Raw genomic sequence first — 13,690 nt, 5'->3', positions numbered from 1 at the left:
TCTGTGCGGCGCAACGCGGATGAGGAGTGGAAGAGGTGCCGGAACAGGCCGAGGGAGCAGCGGGATCGCCGACCCAAGAGGTCGGGGACTTCCTGCGGCGCCGCCGTGAACAGATCGCCCAGCGGTGGGCGGACGAGGCCCTGTTCCGGGCCGTGTTCACCGTCTCCCGTGACGAGGCGGTCGAGGCGGGCAAGGCAGTGGTGGACGGGCTGGCCCAAGTCGCGGACGCGCAGCGGGTGGAGGACCCGGACGCCGCGGGGTTCACCACCGTGCGCGAGCAGTTGGCGAGGATGGGCGCGGCCCGTTCCCGCGCCGGCCTGTCCACCGCTCAGGTGTCCAGCGAACTGGCCGCCCTGCGCCCGCCGGTCGAGAACCTGCTGCTGGCCGACCTGCCGGACGCCTCGCCCGAGGAGGCCCGGGCCTGCGTCACCACGCTGAGCGTGCTGATGGGCACCCTGCGGGTCGTGGTCATGCAGACGGCGCTCAGCGAGGGTCAGGCCCTCATCGACCGCCAGCGGCTTCAGTTGCTGGAGGTGGCCACCCCCGTCATCAAGCTGTGGGACGGCATCGTGGCCGTGCCGCTGATCGGGACGCTGGACAGTGCCCGCAGCCAGGTCGTCATGGAGACCCTGCTGGAGTCCATCGTGGAGCAGCAGGCGCGCTACGCGATCCTGGACATCACCGGCGTGCCCACCGTCGACTCGCTGGTCGCCCAGCACCTGATGAAGACGGTGGCGGCGGCCAGGCTCATGGGTGCCGAATGCATCGTCTCCGGCATCCGCCCCGCCATCGCCCAGACCATGGTCCACCTGGGTCTGGACCTGGGCACCGTGGTCACCCGGGCGAGCCTCGCCGACGCCCTCGGACACGTCCTGCACCAGCTCGGGGTCGGCATCGTGGGTCCGGGCCCGAACGGCGTGGTCGCCCGGTGAGCGAGGCGTTCCCGGGTCCGTACGGGGCTCCCGCGACGGGTCATGTCCCGGTTCTCCGGCTCGGAGAGGTACTGCTGGTCACCCTCCAGGGCGACCTGCACGACAGCACGGCGCAGCAGCTCCAGCGGGACCTCGCCGAGGCCATCTCCCACAGCGGCGCCGCGGGCGTGATCATCGACATCTCCGGTGTGGAGATCGTCGACTCCTTCCTCGGCCGGGTGCTGGCCGAGATCGCCGGGCAGACCGAGTTGCTGGCCGCCCGCACCGTCGTGGTCGGCATGCGCCCGGCGGTCGCCATCACGCTGGTGGAGCTGGGTCTGACCCTGCCGGGGATGCACACCGCGCTCAGCACCGAGGTGGCCATGGAGCTGCTCACGCAGCACGCCCCGTCGTCCCGCTACGGCGGGCTCCGCCAGGAGAGTCCGTGATGCACACTGCCGCGGGCGCCCAGGCCCGCCTGCCGATCCGGTCGGACATGGATCTGGTGTGGGTCCGCCAGCACGTGCGGCAGACGGCCGCCCAGATCGGCTTCGGTCTGGTGGACCAGACGAAACTGGTCACGGCGGCCAGCGAACTGGCCCGCAACACGCTGGTGTACGGGGGCGGCGGGACGATGGAGACGGAGCCCCTCACCGAGGGGGGTGGGCGAGGGCTGCGGCTGACGTTCCGCGACGAGGGACCGGGCATCGAGGACCTGGAGCAGGCGCTCAGCGACGGTTTCACCTCGGGCGGCGGGATGGGCATGGGCCTGGGCGGCGCCCGGCGCCTCGTGCACGACTTCACGATCGAGAGCGGCCCCGGAGCGGGGACCACCGTGCGGGTGGCCTCCTGGGTGGGCCGGCCTCCTCGCCCCCGTGAGGAGAGCTGATGCCACGCGTGTGGGACGTACCCGTGCACGACTCGACCCGGGTGCGCGACGCCCGGGTGGCCGCCGAGCACGCGGCGGCCCTGGCCGGGCTGGACGAGTCGCGGGCCGCCACCGCCGCGCTGGTGGCGACCGAACTGGCCACCAACCTGCTGAAGCACGCCGGGGGCGGCCGGGTCCTCGTCGACGTCGTCGCCCCGCCGGTCCTGGTGGCCGGCGGAGAGCACACGAGGCTGGTGCAGGTGGCCACCGTCGACCACGGGCCGGGGATGGCCGACGTGTCCGCCGCGCTGAGCGACGGCTTCACCACGACGGGGTCGCTCGGCGCCGGTCTCGGCACCTGCGCACGCCTCGCCGACGACTTCGACCTGCACAGCGCCCTGGGCCGGGGCACGGTGGTCGTCGCCCGGATCGGTGCCGTGCCCGGCCGTCCCGCCACCGGGCCGGACCCGGCGTCCCGGGTGCGGGCCGGTGCCGTGAACGTGCCGTTCGGCGGCGCGGAGTACTCCGGCGACGCCTGGGGCTGGGTCCGGGACACGGACCGGGTCACGCTGATGCTGGCCGACGGCCTGGGGCACGGCCCGGAGGCGGCCCGCGCCTCGACCGCGGCCGTGGAGGCGCTGCGCGGCGCGGCCCACCTCGGGCCCGCCGAGGCGCTGCGGCGGCTCGACCAGGCGCTGAGGGGCACCCGCGGCGCGGCCGTGGCGGTGGCCCAGGTCGACACCCGGGCCGCGGTGCTCAGGTTCGCCGGGGTCGGCAACATCGGGGCGCGGCTGTGCGAGGGCGGCGCCTGGCGGCACCTGGTGTCGCGGCCCGGCATCGTCGGCACCCACCGGCCCACGACCCTCCGCGAGGAGGAGACGGCCTGGGCGGACGACCACGTCCTGGTCCTGCACAGCGACGGTCTGCCGAGCCGCTGGGCACCCACCTACGACACCTGCCGCACGGCGACCGACCCGGCGGTGACGGCTGCCGTGATCGTCCGGGACGCCGGCAGCCCGGCCCGCCCGGTGCGGGACGACACCGCCGTCGCCGTACTGGCCCCGACCCCGCCGGACCACACATGACCCGTACCTGGCACATCACCGACGTCACCGAGGCCGCGCGGGCGCGGATCGCCGCCGCGCGCCTGGCCACGGCCCACGGCGTTCCTCCCCTGGAGCGCGCCCGTCTGGTGTCCTCCCTCAGCGCGCAGCTGCGGCTGTGCCTGACCAAGGGCGGCGCCTGGCGGCTCACGCTGGAGACGGGGGCGGCCTCCCGCGTCACGCCGGAGGCCGCGGGGCGGGTCCTGCACGCGGTGGTGGCGCCGGCCGGTGACACCGCTGCCGCCGGCCAGCCCCCGTGGCGGGTCACGGTGCCCTGCCCCGAAGGCGTTCCCGCCGCCGAGGCCGAGGCCGCGGTGGACGACCCGGCCGTGCTCGCGGAGGCGCTGCTGGGCGCGGACGAGGACACGGCGCTGGTGCTGGAGAGGCTGAGCGAGCAGGAGCACCTGGTGGACTTCCACCGGGAGGAGCTCCAGCAGACCAACCAGGGCGTCGTGGCTCTGCACGCCGAGCTGGACGCCGCCGGGCGGGCCCAGCGGGAGGCGTTCGCCGCCGAACGCAAGGCCCGCACGGAGGCGGAGAACGCCCGCCGCAGACTGACCTTCCTGGCGAACGCGAGCGCGGTGCTCACGGCCTCGCTGGACCACCAGGAGATCGCGCGCCGGCTGCCGGAGCTGCTGGTGCCGGAGTACGCCGCGAGCGTCGACGTCTGGCTGTTCGAGCAGGACGGCGAACGGCCGGGCCCGGCGCATCCGGCGGTCGCCGTGGTCGCGGCCCGCACGGGCCGCCCGCAGTACGCCGCCATGGAACCGGGCGGGCTGCCCGGGGTCCAGCACCAGCCGCCTTCCGCGCTGGAGCCGGAGCGGCCCCTGCTGTCCATCCCGCTGCCGACGCGGCAGGCTCCCCTGGGCGTGGTGACCCTGTCCCCGCCCGGAGAGCGCTGGGACCCCGACGACGCCGTGATGCTGATCGAGCTGACCCGGCGGGCGAGCATCGCCATCGACCACGCCCAGCGCTACCAGCACAACCGGGACATCGCCGAGACGCTTCAGCGGGCGCTGCTCACGGAGCTGCCCTCCCCGCCGGGGCTGGCCCTGGCCGCGCGCTACCTGCCCGCCACGCACGGGCTGAACATCGGGGGCGACTGGTACGACGCCTTCCGCCAGCCCGACGGGGGCACCATCGCCGTGGTCGGCGACGTGACCGGGCACGGGCTGCGGGCCGCCGTGATGATGAGCCAGCTGCGCACCGCTCTGCGTGCCTACGCCGTCGACGGCGGCAGCCCCGGCCGGCTGCTGACCCGGCTGCACACGTTCCTGCACCACCTCCAGCCCGACCTGTTCGCCACGGCCGTCATCGCGCGTTTCCACCCCGACGACCCCACGATGACGTGGGCGGCCGCCGGACATCCGCCGCCGGTGCTGCGTACCCCCGACGGGCGGGTGCGGACCCTGGACGCCAAACCGGGCGCGATGCTCGGCATCCCGCTGCAACAGGAGATCGCCGACCACACCGTCCCGCTGCCTCCGGGCTCGACGCTCGCGCTGTACACGGACGGTCTGGTGGAGCGGCGCGCCCTGGGCATAGACCCGGGTATCGCGCGGCTCTCCGAGGCGCTCGGCGGGTTCGGCTCGGCCCAGTTGGAGGCGGACCTCGACGGTTCGGCGGACGGCCTGCTGCGCCCCCTGCTCAGCGACTCGGAACGCGACGACGACGTGTGCCTGTTGCTCTGCCACCTCCGCGGCTCCGGCTGAGCCGGACGCGTCCCTCCCCCGCGGGTGGGTCCGGGCTGCGCCGCTCCCGCGCGGTGCGCTCCGGGGCCGGGCGCGGCATCGTGGTGACCGAGGCGTGTCGCCTGCCTGCCGCGTCCGGCTGGCCGGATCGGCGTGGGCGCGATGGGATCGACGAGGTGCGAAGCAGCGATCCAGGGGCAGGCGAATGGCGTTCGCGGCAGACCGCCTGGAGCCGCAGAAAGGGATGAACACCGTGACACGACCCAGGATCCTGGTGGTCGGCGCAGGTTTCGCCGGCGTCGAGTGCGTCCGCCGTCTGGAACGCAGGCTCGCCCCGAACGAGGCCGACGTCACCCTGGTGGCGCCGTTCTCCTACCAGCTCTATCTGCCCTTGCTGCCCCAGGTCGCCTCCGGGGTGCTCACCCCCCAGTCGATCGCGCTCTCCCTGCGCCGCAGCAGCAGGTACCGGACCCGGATCATCCCGGGCGGTGCCATCGGGGTGGATCTGAAGGCGAAGGTCTGCGTGGTGCGCACCATCACCGACCAGATCGTCAACGAGCCGTACGACTACATCGTGCTGGCCCCCGGCAGCATCACCCGCACGTTCGACATCCCGGGGCTCACCGACCACGCCTTCGGCATGAAGACCCTGGCGGAGGCCGCGTACGTCCGCGACCACGTCATCTCGCAGCTCGACCTCGCCGACGCCAGCCAGGACCCGGTGGAGCGCGCCTCCCGGCTTCAGTTCGTGGTCGTCGGCGGCGGTTACGCCGGCACCGAGACCGCCGCCTGCCTGCAACGGCTGACGCACGCGGCGGTCAAGCGCTACCACCGGCTCGACCCGAGCCTGATCAAGTGGCACCTGATCGACATCGCGCCGAAGCTGATGCCCGAACTGGGCGACAAGCTCGGGCGGGACGCGCAGCGGATCCTCACGCGGCGCGGCATCGAGATCTCCCTCGGTGTGTCCATCGAGAAGGCCGGGCCCGAGGAGGTCACCTTCACGGACGGCCGGGTGGTGCCCACCCGCACGCTGATCTGGACCGCCGGGGTGGTGGCGAGCCCGCTCATCGCCACGCTGGGCGCGGAGACGGTGAAGGGGCGGCTCGCGGTCACGGCGGAGATGTGCCTGCCGAACCACGACGGGGTGTTCGCGCTGGGCGACTCGGCGGCGGTGCCCGACCTCGCCAAGGGCCAGGAGGGCTCGGTCTGCCCGCCCACCGCCCAGCACGCCATGCGGCAGGGCCGGCACGTGGCCGAGAACCTCATCTCCATGCTGCGCAACCAGCCGATGCGGCCCTACGTCCACAAGGACCTGGGTCTCGTCGTCGACCTCGGTGGCACGGACGCGGTCTCCAAGCCGCTCGGCGTCGAGTTGAAGGGGCTGCCCGCCCAGGCCGTGGCCCGCGGCTACCACTGGTCGGCGCTGCGCACCGGCGTGGCCAAGGCCCGGGTGGCGACGAACTGGGCGCTCAACGCGCTGGCCGGCGACGATTTCGTCCGCACCGGCTTCCAGGCCCGCAAGCCGGCCAAGCTGAAGGACTTCGAATACACCGACGCGTATCTGACGCCGGAACAGGTGCGGGAGCGCGTCGCCGGGGCGGTCCGGGCGGAGTGACCCCGCGGCCCGGGTCGGCTCGCGGCATGGCATGCTGAGAAGTGGATCTAGGCGCGAACCGGCCGGGTTCGGTCGTGGAACGGGTAGGTGTACGGCGGCGTGAAGGCAGCGGGGCGCTCGGTGCGGACACGGCTGCGGGACCGCCTCGCCGCGTCCGACCCCGGGCTGTTGCGGCTGACGGCGGGGCTGCGGACGGTGGGCGCCATCGCGCTCACCCTCGCCGTGCTCGCCGTGTTCGGCGCGGACGTCACCCATCTGGTGGCGGGGGCCATGGCGGCGATGGTCGCCACCTTCGCCATCCGGGAGAAGGAGCCCGGCCCGCAGGCCGTGACGCTGGCGCTGGGGCTGCCCGTGGCCCTGGCCTCGGTGTCGATCAGTTCACTGCTCACCTCGCGGGTCGTCATCGGCGACGCCTTCTTCGTCGTGCTGATCTTCTGCGCCGTCTTCGTGCGCAGGTTCGGCGACCGGGGCACGGCCCTCGGGCTGATCGGTTTCCAGGTCTACTTCCTCTCGCTGTTCGTCGGCGCTCAGGTGTCGGTGCTGCCGGAGCTGCTGGGGGCCATCGTGGTGGCGTTCGCGTGCAGCGCGGTGGTGCGGTTCGCGGTGGTGCCGGCGACGCCCGCGGGCATCCTGCAACGCTTGCGGCAGGCGTTCCGGGCCCGGCTGGCCCAGCTGATCGCCACGCAGGCCGAGTTGCTGGACGCGGGGCCGGAAGAGATCGAGAAGACGCTGGAGCACCTGCGGGACGGCACCGCGCGCCTGCACGAGACGGCCTTGATGATCCAGTCCCGGCTGGCGGAGGGCACCCCCGACGAGTCCACGGCGCGGCTGGTGCAGCGGCGCGTCGCGGACGCCGAGATCGCCTCCGAGCGCCTCGGCCTGCTGCTGCTGACCGCGCGCAGCGCCGAGCGGGCGGACACCCTGACCCTGCACCTGCCGGGCGCGCCGGCGCCCGCGGTGGGCCGCTCGCCGGCCCCCGGCGAGGCCACGGAGATCCTGCGCCGCGATCTCGGGGCGCTGCGCACGCTGGTGCTGCGGCCGCCCGCCGAGGCACGCGGCACCGCGCTGTCCCATCTGCGCAACCGCCTCCTCGGCTACCGCGACGAGGAGAACCTGCCCGAGGCGACCCCTGCGGTGCAGGACGTGTTCCGCGGGATCGGTGAGACCGCGCGTGCGGTCATGGGCCTGCGGATCGCTCTGGACGGGCCGCAGGACGAGTCGGACGACACCCCGGCGACGACCCGCTCCCGGGAGGAGCTGGACGCCGAGGACGCGGCCATCGAGGCCGGTGAGGAGGCCGCTCCCAAGGAGGAGCCCACCGGGCTGCGACGGCCCACCACCCGCGCCGCGGTACAGGTCGCGGTGGGGTCCTCGCTCGCCATCGCCGGCGGGGAGCTGCTGTCCTCGCAGCGCTGGTACTGGGCGGTCCTGACCTGCTGGATCGTCTTCATCAACACCGCGTCCACGGGCGAGATCCTGGTCAAGGGCTACCGGCGCCTGCTGGGCACCGTCCTGGGGGTCGTGGCGGGCATCGTGCTGGCCGGCCTGGTCGGCAACCACACCTGGACCGCGTTCGGCCTGGTACTGCTGCTGATCTTCGCGATGTTCTACACGGCGCCGCTGTCCTACACGCTGATGTCGTTCTTCGTCACCGCGATGCTGGGGCTACTCTACACCCTGCTGCACACCTACAGCCTGTCGGTGCTGCTGCTGCGCATCGAGGAGACGGCCCTCGGGGCGGCCTGCGGGATCGTCGCGGCGGCGCTGGTGCTGCCGATACGCACCGACCGCCGGACGAACGAGCTGCTGGAGACGGTCCTGGAGCGGCTCACGGACGTCACCGAGGGTGCCGTGGACCAGCTCAGTGGCGGACCGGCGGCGGATCTGCTGGACACGGCGCGGGAGCTGGACCAGGCCCTGGGCGACCTGCGGGCCGCCACCCAGCCGCTCACGCACCCGATCACGCCGTTGCGGGCCCGTCGGGACACGGCCCAGTACGTGGTGGCCCTGCTGGAGACCTGCGCGTACCACGCCCGGTCGCTGGCGGCGACGGCCGAGCTGCTGCCGACACATCCCTCGATCGCGGCCGACCCGCGGCTGCGGGGGGCGGTGCGGCGCACGGTGCGCAACATCGAGGCGATCGCCGCGCGGGTCGCCGACGAGGGCGTGCGGACCGAGGTGGAGACCGGGCCGAGCATCGCCTCGCTGCTGGAACCGGACGCCGCCGGGGTGCCGCGGTACGGCCGGATCACCGGCCGGGTACTGCGGCACCTGGAGCGCCTGGACGAAGCGGTGGTGGGTCTCGCCCGGCCACTGGGTGTCCCCGTGCGGACACCGCAGGGTTGAGGGTCAGAAGTCGCTGGGCAGACCGCTGGCCTCGGCGATGCCGCGCAGTTCCTCGTTCTGCACGTGGCGTTCCTTGAGGTAGTCGGCTATCTCCTCCAGACGTGCGGGGTCGGAGGCGGTGGCGGCGTCGGTGACGACCCGCACCGGGCCGGTCTCGTCGGTGCTGATCTCGACGACCTCGTTGTCCAGCCGGCCGGTGACCGCGGTGGCGATGACCAGCGCGGCCTCGTCCCGGATCTCCTGGGGCAGCGCCTCGGCGTTGTCCCCGTCCAGGGAGAAGTCGATGGTGGGCATCTGTTGCTCGTCGATCGCCTGGAGGACGGGTTCCACCACGCTGAGCAGCAGCTGGTAGTCGTCGGTCTCCATGCGCACGCGCAGGAGGTCGAGGTAGACGTCCACGGGACGTCCGTCCGGCGGAGGAATCTCGTGTTCGTTCATTCGACCCGTGTTCCCCGTGCCGCGCGGCTCAGACCCTGCGCCAGCGCGCGAGGGCGAAGGAGAACACGCCGAACAGCACCAGACCCGCGGCGACGCACACCAGCAGCCAGGGTCCGAGCGGGGTGTCGGCGAAGGAGCGGAGGGTGTCGTCCAGGCCCTTGGCCTGGTCGGGTTCGTAGTCGACGGCGGCTCGCACGGCGAAGGCGCCGGCGGCCGCGAAGACTGCGCCGCGGGCCGTGCCTCCCCCGACGCCGGTGACGTCGACCAGCCGCCGGGCCCGGGGGCTCAGCTCACCCAGCTTCAGCTTCTTGTGGTACGTGCGGCGCAGCGCCTGCACGGCGATCACGACACCGGCGACGACGATCCCGGCGCCGACCAGGCCCACGATCCACTGCCCGGCGGGCATCTCCATCACCCTGGAGGTGACGTCCCGGGACTGCTGGTCGCTGGAGCCGCCGCCGCCGGAGCCGGCCGCGAAGGCGAGGACCGAGTAGGCGACGAACGAGTAGAAGACGCAGCGGGCCGCGGCCGGGAGCCGCTTCTTCCAGGTGTGGCCGTCCTTGCCCGTGACGCCGAAGAGCGCCTCCGACAGCCGCCAGAGCGCCATGCCGACCAGTCCGGCTCCGAGCGCCCACAGCAGGACCGCGCCGAAGGGCTTGTCCGACAGCTCGGCCAGGGCGCCGCCCCGGTCCGCCTCGTGGTCCCCGGTGCCGAAGGCGATCTGCAGGGCCAGGATGCCGACCAGCAGGTAGATGACGCCGCGTGCGGTGAGTCCCGCCCGCGCGGCCGTCTCGGCGGTCGATCCGTTGGCTGCCCTACGGGCCCGGCCGCGGCCGGAACGTGCCAGAACATTCGCGTTCATGTGAAGCATCCCCTCCCGAGATTCCGCATGCCCCCTCGTCCCGGGCACACACCCCGGCTGCCCGCACACCGACGAGCGGTGTGCGGGCAGCCGGGTCACCACACCTTCCCCGACCCGCCCGGCGGGTCAGTCCGCCGCCAGGGCGGGTCCGGCGGACACGGGCGCCGGGACCGGGGCGGCCCCGAGCTGGCGCCGCGCGGCCGCCAGGGCGTGCCGCACGTCCCGCGTGCCGGTCGACACGCACAGTGTGTACGCCAGGTCCCGGGTGCGGGGGCCCGGGCCGCCCGCGTCGTCGGCGGGCTCGCACGCCGCCGAGGCCTCGTACGCCTCGACGAGTCTGCGCAGCACGGCGGGGTGGGGCATCAGCATCCGTCTCGTTCCTCCTGCGGTCATCGGGGCCTCGGCGGGTCAGCCGCGGGTCGTGCGGCCGGTGCTCCGGTGGCGCGGGCGCTGTCCCAGTGCCTCGTCGCGCACTCGGGCGCAGCTGCGGCTGATGAGCCGCGAGACGTGCATCTGCGAGATGCCGAGACGATCGGCTATACGGCTCTGTGTCATGTCCTCGAAGAAGCGCATGTAGAGGATGGCCCGCTCGCGCTCGGGCAGCCTGCGCAGCCCTTCCTTGGCGGACTCGCGGTCGATCACGGTGTCGTACGAGCCGTCCGCGGCCCCGAGGGTGTCCGCGAGGCTGTAGCCGTCGTCGCCGGCCGAGAGTTCCGCGTCCAGCGACAGGGTGCTGAAGCTCTCCAGCGCCTCCATCCCCGCGCTGACCTCGTCCTCGGTCAGCCCGGTGTGGGTGGCGAGGGCGGCCACCGAGGGTTCGGGGCTGCCCGGGTTCTGGGTCAGCTCGCGCCGGGCCACCCGCACCTTGTTGCGCAGTTCCTGGACCCGGCGGGGCACCCGCAGGGCCCACATGCGGTCGCGGAAGTGACGCTTGACCTCGCCGGTGATGGTGGGCACGGCGTAGCTCTCGAAGGCTCCGCGCTCCGGGTCGAAGCGGTCGATGGCCTTCACCAGGCCGAGCGCCGCGACCTGGCGCAGGTCCTCGATGGATTCGCCGCGGTCCCTGAAGCGGCCCGCGATCCGGTGGGCCATGGGCAGCCAGGCGGTGACGAGCTCGTCGCGGACCGCGTCGCGTTCCGGCCCGTCCTCCAGACCCGCAAGCCGTCCGAAGAGGGCCATGGTGTCGGGGGCGTCGTCGTGCCGGCGACGGGCGGTGGTGGCGGGCTCGGCGGGGGTTCCGGGGACGGTGGGTGTTTCGATGAGCATGCGGATCGCTCCTGAACGGTGGTCTCAGGGGAACATTCCGCGGGAACGGTGCTGTCCGGGTGACCTCACCCGGAGGGCCCGCGCAGCCATACCGCTCCCGCTGCTGCGCCTCCGGTCCGAAGCACGAACTTGCGACTGCCCCCACCCCGGGGGAACAAACTCCGCTTTTCGAAAAGTACTCAGGACAGCGGAACGACCACGGTGATGCACTTGCCTCCCGCGGGAAGGTCTGCCACGCGTACGTCGGAGGCGAGCCGGCAGACGATCGGCCAGCCCCGGCCACCGACGCGGCGCCGGCCCTGGGGGTCGGTGCGTGGCACCGCCACCGGCAGGTCGTGGCTGCGGTCGCTCACCGACAGGCGCACGCCGGGGCCGACGACGTCGACCTGGAAGTCGGTGATGCCGCCACCGTGCAGGATCGCGTTGGTGGTCAGTTCCGAGGCGACGAGCACGGCGTCCGAGAGGGCGGCGGCGTCGCACACGGCCCGGCCGTCGGCGGCGCCGCGGGCGGTGACGACGCGTTCGACGGTCCTGCGCGCCTCGGCGGGTTTGCACGGCCGGAACCGCCGGTGCCGGTCAGCGTCGTACGGGTCGACGACGGTTTCGGTGGTGTGGCTGTCACACATCCGTCAGCTCCCTTGGGGGTGAGACGTACCGGGTCGGGCCGGCTCCGCGCGCTGGGCGCGCCGTGCGGTCCCGCTACTTTCGGCTCACCTCTGCCGGTGGCGCCAAACCTACCTGCCTCCGTACGGCGCACCAGCCATCCCGGCGCCGCGCGGGGGTAAACGGAAGGCATGACGGATGTTGTGGACGCGGATGAACTGCTGCGCCGGATGCACCGGGCGCGGGCCTGCGCGCTGGAGCAGGAGCAGACCTGGCGGGAGCGGAGGGACGAGCTGCGGACGACCGATCCGGAGGGCTCCCGGGAGGCCGCGGTGCGGTCGCTGACCTACGAGGCCGTTCTGCGGGTGCTGGACGAGGTGCTGACGCCGGGCAGGAACACTGCGTGACGGACCACGGGGCTGATTGACCGGGTGGGCACCGGGAAACCGGACCGGCATGACAGCCGACCACACCCGAGCACCCGTTCTCGAAGCCCTCGTCGACTACCGCCGCGAGGGACGGCTGTCGTTCACACCGCCGGGGCACAAGCAGGCGCGGGGGGCCGACCCCGCGGTGCGCGAGGTACTGGGCGACGCCGTCTTCCACGGTGACGTCCTGGCCATCGGCGGACTGGACGACCGGCTCACCCGGGGGCGGGTGCTTCAGCGCGCCCAGGATCTGATGGCCGACGCCGTGCACGCGGACCACACGTTCTTCACGACGTGCGGGAGTTCCCTCTCGGTGAAGGCGGCGATGCTGGCGGTCGCGGGGCCCCACGAGAAGCTGCTCATCGGCCGGGACGCCCACAAGGCCGTCGTCTCGGGGCTGATCCTGTCCGGCATCGAGCCGGTGTGGGTGGAGCCGCGCTGGGACGCCGAGCGGCACCTGGCCCATCCGCCGTCCGCCGAGGAGTTCGAGAAGGCATTCGCCGCCCACCCCGACGCGAAGGGCGCCCTGATCACCAGCCCGACCCCCTACGGCGCCGGCGCCGACCTGAGGGCCGTCGCCGAGGTCTGCCACCGGCGTTCGGTACCGCTGATCGTCGACGAGGCCTGGGGTGCGCATCTGCCCTTCCACCCCGACCTGCCCTCCTGGGCGATGGACGCGGGGGCCGACATCTGCGTGACCAGCATCCACAAGATGGGCAGCGGCCTGGAGCAGGGTTCCGTGTTCCATCTCCGCGGCGGCCTGGTCACGCCGGAGGTGCTGGGCATGCGGGCGGATCTGCTGAACACCACCAGCCCCTCGACGCTGATCTTCGCCGGGCTGGACGGCTGGCGCCGGCAGATGGTGCTGCACGGGGAGGAGCTGATGGGCGAGGCGCTGAAGCTGGCGGCGGAGGTGCGTGCGGCGGTCGAGGAGATCGACGGCATGCACGTCAACGACCGGGACGACTTCTGCGCGCCCGGGATGGCCCACGACTTCGATCCGCTGCCCGTCGTCATCGACCTCGACGGGCTGGGCGTCTCGGGCTACCAGGCGGCGGACTGGCTGCGCGAGCACCGGGGTGTCGTCGCGCACCTGACGGACCACCGCCGCATCGGCGCGCAGATCACCCACGGGGACGACCGCCGGACCGCGGGGGAACTGCTGACCGCGCTCAAGGACCTCGCGAACGCCGCCCCGGATCTCGCTCCCGCCCCGCGCGTGGAGGTGCCGTCGCCGTCCGAGCTGCGGATGCCGCAGGAGATGCTGCCCCGGGACGCGTTCTTCGGGCCCACCGAGGACGTGCCGCTCGACCGGGCCGCGGGTCGTCTCGCGGCGGAGATGATCACGCCGTACCCGCCGGGCATCCCGGCCGTCCTGCCCGGCGAGCGGCTGGCCGAGCCGGTCCTGCGGTATCTGCGCAGCGGCCTGGAGGCGGGGATGTTCCTCCCGGACCCGAGCGATCCCGCGTTGGAGACGGTACGGGTGGTCGCGGAGAACGGCGGCTGACACCTGGCACGCCCCCGGACGAGCGGTACGGCCCCTGGCCGGCACGCGG

14 protein-coding genes are annotated in these 13,690 nt (G+C 73.4%); 9 read left to right on the top strand and 5 right to left on the bottom strand.

Translation table 11 applies throughout. The features are described from left to right. The first annotated feature begins 35 nt into the window (after positions 1 to 35). The 7 genes from AC07FV_RS14635 to AC07FV_RS14605 all read left to right on the top strand — a co-directional run bounded on the left by AC07FV_RS14635 (position 36) and on the right by AC07FV_RS14605 (position 8,537). Positions 36 to 932, top strand: a complete 897-nt coding sequence (locus AC07FV_RS14635; RefSeq protein ID WP_479087336.1) for an STAS domain-containing protein — start codon at positions 36 to 38, stop codon at positions 930 to 932. Then, entirely contained in the window at positions 929 to 1,360 is a 432-nt protein-coding gene (locus AC07FV_RS14630) for an STAS domain-containing protein (protein ID WP_479087335.1), read from the top strand. Before AC07FV_RS14635 ends, AC07FV_RS14630 begins: the two co-directional genes overlap by 4 nt. Next, positions 1,360 to 1,800, top strand: coding sequence for an anti-sigma regulatory factor (locus AC07FV_RS14625; protein ID WP_479087334.1), 441 nt, complete (start codon positions 1,360 to 1,362; stop codon positions 1,798 to 1,800). Before AC07FV_RS14630 ends, AC07FV_RS14625 begins: the two co-directional genes overlap by 1 nt. Continuing rightward, positions 1,800 to 2,864, top strand: coding sequence for an ATP-binding SpoIIE family protein phosphatase (locus tag AC07FV_RS14620; protein ID WP_479087332.1), 1,065 nt, complete (start codon positions 1,800 to 1,802; stop codon positions 2,862 to 2,864). The genes AC07FV_RS14625 and AC07FV_RS14620 overlap by 1 nt, the downstream gene beginning before the upstream one ends. Further along, positions 2,861 to 4,594: a PP2C family protein-serine/threonine phosphatase gene (locus AC07FV_RS14615; RefSeq protein WP_479087330.1), complete on the top strand. Its 1,734-nt coding sequence runs from the start codon at positions 2,861 to 2,863 to the stop codon at positions 4,592 to 4,594. The genes AC07FV_RS14620 and AC07FV_RS14615 overlap by 4 nt, the downstream gene beginning before the upstream one ends. A 223-nt stretch (positions 4,595 to 4,817) precedes the next feature. Next, a complete protein-coding gene (locus tag AC07FV_RS14610) occupies positions 4,818 to 6,191 on the top strand; it encodes an NAD(P)/FAD-dependent oxidoreductase (RefSeq protein WP_479087379.1) in 1,374 nt (457 codons plus the stop codon). 99 nt (positions 6,192 to 6,290) lie between these two features. Further along, positions 6,291 to 8,537 carry an FUSC family protein gene (locus AC07FV_RS14605; RefSeq protein ID WP_479087329.1) on the top strand — a complete coding sequence of 749 codons (2,247 nt, stop codon included), beginning with the start codon at positions 6,291 to 6,293 and terminating at the stop codon, positions 8,535 to 8,537. A gap of 3 nt (positions 8,538 to 8,540) precedes the next feature. On the opposite strand, the gene AC07FV_RS14600 is transcribed toward AC07FV_RS14605, so the two are convergent. The 5 genes from AC07FV_RS14600 to AC07FV_RS14580 form a co-directional block, all read right to left on the bottom strand. Then, positions 8,541 to 8,975 (bottom strand): hypothetical protein, encoded by a 435-nt coding sequence (locus tag AC07FV_RS14600; protein WP_356610784.1) that lies wholly within the window; start codon positions 8,973 to 8,975, stop codon positions 8,541 to 8,543. 28 nt (positions 8,976 to 9,003) lie between these two features. Continuing rightward, complete coding sequence (locus tag AC07FV_RS14595; protein WP_479087328.1) at positions 9,004 to 9,837, bottom strand: DUF1206 domain-containing protein; 834 nt, start codon at positions 9,835 to 9,837, stop codon at positions 9,004 to 9,006. Between the two features lie 126 nt (positions 9,838 to 9,963). Then, positions 9,964 to 10,206 (bottom strand): DUF5133 domain-containing protein, encoded by a 243-nt coding sequence (locus AC07FV_RS14590; RefSeq protein WP_479087326.1) that lies wholly within the window; start codon positions 10,204 to 10,206, stop codon positions 9,964 to 9,966. A 39-nt stretch (positions 10,207 to 10,245) separates the two neighbouring features. Further along, positions 10,246 to 11,103 (bottom strand): SigB/SigF/SigG family RNA polymerase sigma factor, encoded by an 858-nt coding sequence (locus AC07FV_RS14585; protein ID WP_479087325.1) that lies wholly within the window; start codon positions 11,101 to 11,103, stop codon positions 10,246 to 10,248. Between the two features lie 179 nt (positions 11,104 to 11,282). Next, on the bottom strand, positions 11,283 to 11,729 hold the full coding sequence (locus tag AC07FV_RS14580; protein ID WP_356610780.1) for an ATP-binding protein: 447 nt from the start codon (positions 11,727 to 11,729) through the stop codon (positions 11,283 to 11,285). Between the two features lie 168 nt (positions 11,730 to 11,897). Between AC07FV_RS14580 and AC07FV_RS14575 the strand changes: the two genes are divergently transcribed. Together AC07FV_RS14575 and AC07FV_RS14570 are read left to right on the top strand one after the other, a co-directional pair. Continuing rightward, complete coding sequence (locus AC07FV_RS14575) at positions 11,898 to 12,113, top strand: hypothetical protein (protein ID WP_479087324.1); 216 nt, start codon at positions 11,898 to 11,900, stop codon at positions 12,111 to 12,113. 49 nt (positions 12,114 to 12,162) lie between these two features. After that, positions 12,163 to 13,641, top strand: a complete 1,479-nt coding sequence (locus AC07FV_RS14570) for an aminotransferase class I/II-fold pyridoxal phosphate-dependent enzyme (protein ID WP_479087322.1) — start codon at positions 12,163 to 12,165, stop codon at positions 13,639 to 13,641. Positions 13,642 to 13,690: the final 49 nt, after the last annotated feature.

This window comes from Streptomyces sp. NPDC045956, from assembly GCF_056430705.1.
The sequence above is the reverse complement of the archived record's forward strand: the minus strand, read 5'-3'. Positions and strand labels throughout refer to the sequence as shown.

What these genes read in the sequence shown, in the direction of transcription:
- AC07FV_RS14625 (WP_479087334.1), top strand. Translation starts at nt 1,360, where the DNA reads ATGCACACTGCCGCGGGCGCCCAGGCCCGCCTGCCGATCCGGTCGGAC.
- AC07FV_RS14620 (WP_479087332.1), top strand. Translation starts at nt 1,800, where the DNA reads ATGCCACGCGTGTGGGACGTACCCGTGCACGACTCGACCCGGGTGCGC.
- AC07FV_RS14615 (WP_479087330.1), top strand. Translation starts at nt 2,861, where the DNA reads ATGACCCGTACCTGGCACATCACCGACGTCACCGAGGCCGCGCGGGCG.
- AC07FV_RS14610 (WP_479087379.1), top strand. Translation starts at nt 4,818, where the DNA reads ATGAACACCGTGACACGACCCAGGATCCTGGTGGTCGGCGCAGGTTTC.
- AC07FV_RS14600 (WP_356610784.1), bottom strand. Translation starts at nt 8,975, where the DNA reads ATGAACGAACACGAGATTCCTCCGCCGGACGGACGTCCCGTGGACGTC.
- AC07FV_RS14595 (WP_479087328.1), bottom strand. Translation starts at nt 9,837, where the DNA reads ATGAACGCGAATGTTCTGGCACGTTCCGGCCGCGGCCGGGCCCGTAGG.
- AC07FV_RS14590 (WP_479087326.1), bottom strand. Translation starts at nt 10,206, where the DNA reads ATGCTGATGCCCCACCCCGCCGTGCTGCGCAGACTCGTCGAGGCGTAC.
- AC07FV_RS14585 (WP_479087325.1), bottom strand. Translation starts at nt 11,103, where the DNA reads ATGCTCATCGAAACACCCACCGTCCCCGGAACCCCCGCCGAGCCCGCC.
- AC07FV_RS14580 (WP_356610780.1), bottom strand. Translation starts at nt 11,729, where the DNA reads ATGTGTGACAGCCACACCACCGAAACCGTCGTCGACCCGTACGACGCT.
- AC07FV_RS14575 (WP_479087324.1), top strand. Translation starts at nt 11,898, where the DNA reads ATGACGGATGTTGTGGACGCGGATGAACTGCTGCGCCGGATGCACCGG.
- AC07FV_RS14570 (WP_479087322.1), top strand. Translation starts at nt 12,163, where the DNA reads ATGACAGCCGACCACACCCGAGCACCCGTTCTCGAAGCCCTCGTCGAC.